Below are 3,251 nucleotides of genomic sequence, written 5' to 3' on the forward strand. Positions count from 1 at the left end.
TAATTTGGTAATTAAAACAAAAAATTTAAATTATTTTTTTTATTTGGAGAAAAAAAGAAAAGGTTGAAAGATGTACACATACATAAAAAAAATTAAAGACTAATTTAGAATGTACTTTAAAGGATTTACAGGAGTTCCATTGATTCTGACCTCATAATGTACATGGGGTCCTGTACTTCTTCCTGTGTTGCCGAGAAGAGCAATGACATCACTCCGTTTGACTTGCTGGCCCTGTTTAACCAGAATCTTTTTTAAATGTCCAAACTTGGTCACCCGGCCATGACCATGGTCAATGACCACCAGATTGCCAATGTACATTTTTCTGGCAGCATAAGAGATTCTGCCATTGGCCGGTGCAATGATTTTTGTTCCACTTTTATTTGAGATATCCAGGCCTGCATGGAATTCTTTTCGTCCGGTAAAAGGGGAAGTCCGATATCCAAATTTTGAAGTAATCCATCCGTCAACCGGTCTAATGGAAGGAGTGGAAGCCAGAAGGTTTCTTTTTTTCTCAAGCATTTTAATTAAATGTTCAAAATCAAGCGCTTGTTTTTTCGCTGCAAGATTTGTCTGGCCTACCTGTTGGTGCATTTCACGCATCAGGTTGTTGTGCTTTTTCTCTAAAGGAATATCCTGGTCCAGATCATCTCTGGGGATACCGCCAATACCGATCAGTCCACTTGAATCGGAGGTTTGCTTAATGTCTGCAATCAGTCTTACTTTATCCTCAAATACAGATAGACTATCCACCTGTTTTTTTAAAATTTCAATTTCGCCGGCAAAACTCTGGATTTGGCTTCTCTGGCTTTTGATTTCATTGTTTTGTTCAATGATGGTTTGATCCAAAATACCAGTGTTAAACGAAATTTTTTTAAGCTGCAGGTAATCGTATCCAATAAAGGATGCTCCGGCAATTGCAGAAATACTAATAAGAGAGATAAACCCTAATACTGCTTTATGGATAGAAAATTCTTTGATATCAGAAGTGGCACCGGAATGAAACCATATTTTTATTTTTTTTCTCATTATGACCTTCTTAGTTAGATATTTTTAATATGTCAAGAACAATATTAATTATAAAGGTCCCTGGACTGAATTAAGGCCTGTTTCATCCGTTAAACCAAATAATATATTCATGTTTTGAACTGCCTGGCCTGCTGCACCCTTTAAAAGGTTGTCAATGACAGAAACAATAATGATTTGTTTTGTTTTTTGATTAAAGTAAAATCCAATATCACAGCAGTTGGTCCCTTTAACATGAGAAATCGCCGGATAGGTATCTTTGTCGAGTATTCTTACAAAAGGCTCATCTCCATAATAGGACTGATATGTTTTTCTGATATCATTTTCACTTGTACCATTTGTTGCCCTGACATAAATTGTTGATAGCATTCCCCTTGTTAAGGGCAACAGGTGTGGCACAAAAGTGATACTTATTTCTTGCTGTGAGTGAATACTCAAGATTTCATTGATTTCAGGAGTATGCCTGTGGTTCCCAACTTTATAGGCATTGAATGATTCATTGGCTTCGCAAAAATGAGTGGAAGGCGATAGGGAACGTCCGGCACCGCTTACACCGGATTTTGAATCTGAAATAATGTCATCAGGCCGGACCAACCCTTCTTTTAAAAGGGGAAGCAAGGGCAATAGAATGCTTGTGGGATAACAGCCCGGGTTGCCGACAAGGTTTGATGCTTTTATCCGGTCTCTGTATATTTCACTAAGACCATAAACGCTTTTTTGTAAAAGATGCTTTGATGTATGTGTTTGATAGGCGGATTCATATGCTTTTGCATCTGCAAACCTGTAGTCAGCAGACAAATCAATGACTTTTATCTTATGTTCCAGCAGTGTTGGTACATGCTCCATTGATACTTTATGTGGCAGTGCTAAAAATATAATATCTATTCTTTGAGAAAGTGATTTAATATCTAAATCTTCACAAATCAGGTTGTCAAACCCTCTCATGGAAGGAAAAATATCCGTCAAAGACTTACCTTTATAGCTGTTTGATGTTACAGCACACAATTTTGCTTTTGGATGATTGGAAATCAGCTTGACAAGCTCAACTCCTGTATATCCTGATGCTCCTGCAATGCCTACGTTTATCATATGGTTCCTTCTTGTCTGAAAATTTTTAAACCTTTTGTTTAGCAGATAGAAGTGTTTTTTTACGAATCAAAATTCAACATAGTCTACTAAAGTATGGTCTTCTCCTTGCAATTCTTTGTTAATAATATTGGATATCACTTCCCAGTCCCCTTTTGCAAGACCTGCACCTATTTTTGGATACCCGATTTTCTGATTTGTAAAATTATTTTTTATCCTGGAAAAGAGTTTTTGGATAGCTTTATAATCAACCAGTGTGCCATGTCCTGAAAAATCATATTGAGTGTATCCGTTAACAACGGTGAAAATATTGCCATTTTTTTCAATACGTGCATGGGAGTATGTGCCTAGTTTCTCCTTATCTCCCATCCCTGTTTTTAGATCGGCTTGATAAGCCGCGGGAAAATCATCTCTTATCAGTTTTGCTATACCCGCGCCCATGGAACAAAAGCAGTTGCAACCGTGAATAATAACATCAAACCGTCCGGCCAGGGCAAATTGAATCAGATCGCCTTTTAATATATTCATTATTAAACTATCCTCCAGTTAATACTATCGGATGCAAAAAATGTTCCTTAAAAGAAATGTATCATTTATTTGGCTTTGTATTGTATCATGGATCAGGCAAATGAGGGGGAGTTAGTCCTTTCTCAGTCAAGTAAACAATACAGCAAAATTCATGTGCTAAGTGTCAAAATCATCTATATCCATGTCAAAAAAAGAATGATGTTGTCTTGAAAAATGTTCGATTTTTAAATGATGAGTGATGACATTTAATTAAAATGATGAATATTAAACTTTAGATGAAAATTCAAAAAGCGGAATATCCTCCGCTTTTTGAACAGGAATTTAATTAGGAAAAATAAGGAATATATCAATATAAAATCTGGCTGATGCCCTGCCCGGGGTTTGACTGTGAGGATAATGAAAAATGGCAGGTTTGGGAGGATTTTGTAGAGATGGTAATTAATGATGGGATGATTAAGCAGATAGATGACAGTAATGAGAAAATTTATACTAATCAGAAATTAAATAAAAATGATAAAGTTGAGGAGTAGTCATTGAACAGAGGGTGATATTATTAGAATATATGGTACAATTCGTGATTCACAGAATAAGGACCCTATTGCAGGGGCAAATAT

General features: G+C 36.2%; 3 protein-coding genes. All 3 read right to left on the minus strand.

The features are described 5' to 3' along the window. Positions 1-99: 99 nt before the first annotated feature. The 3 genes from K8S13_RS23575 to K8S13_RS23585 all read right to left on the minus strand — a co-directional run bounded on the left by K8S13_RS23575 (position 100) and on the right by K8S13_RS23585 (position 2,637). Positions 100-1,026 carry a M23 family metallopeptidase gene (locus tag K8S13_RS23575; protein ID WP_291466176.1) on the minus strand — a complete coding sequence of 309 codons (927 nt, stop codon included), beginning with the start codon at positions 1,024-1,026 and terminating at the stop codon, positions 100-102. A 48-nt stretch (positions 1,027-1,074) separates the two neighbouring features. Further along, positions 1,075-2,112: an N-acetyl-gamma-glutamyl-phosphate reductase gene (gene argC, locus K8S13_RS23580; RefSeq protein ID WP_291466177.1), complete on the minus strand. Its 1,038-nt coding sequence runs from the start codon at positions 2,110-2,112 to the stop codon at positions 1,075-1,077. A gap of 66 nt (positions 2,113-2,178) precedes the next feature. Next, the gene (locus tag K8S13_RS23585) at positions 2,179-2,637 is read right to left on the minus strand and encodes a macro domain-containing protein (protein WP_291466178.1); all 459 of its coding nucleotides are present in this window, start codon (positions 2,635-2,637) and stop codon (positions 2,179-2,181) included. Positions 2,638-3,251: the final 614 nt, after the last annotated feature.

Source organism: Desulfobacula sp. (assembly GCF_021107415.1).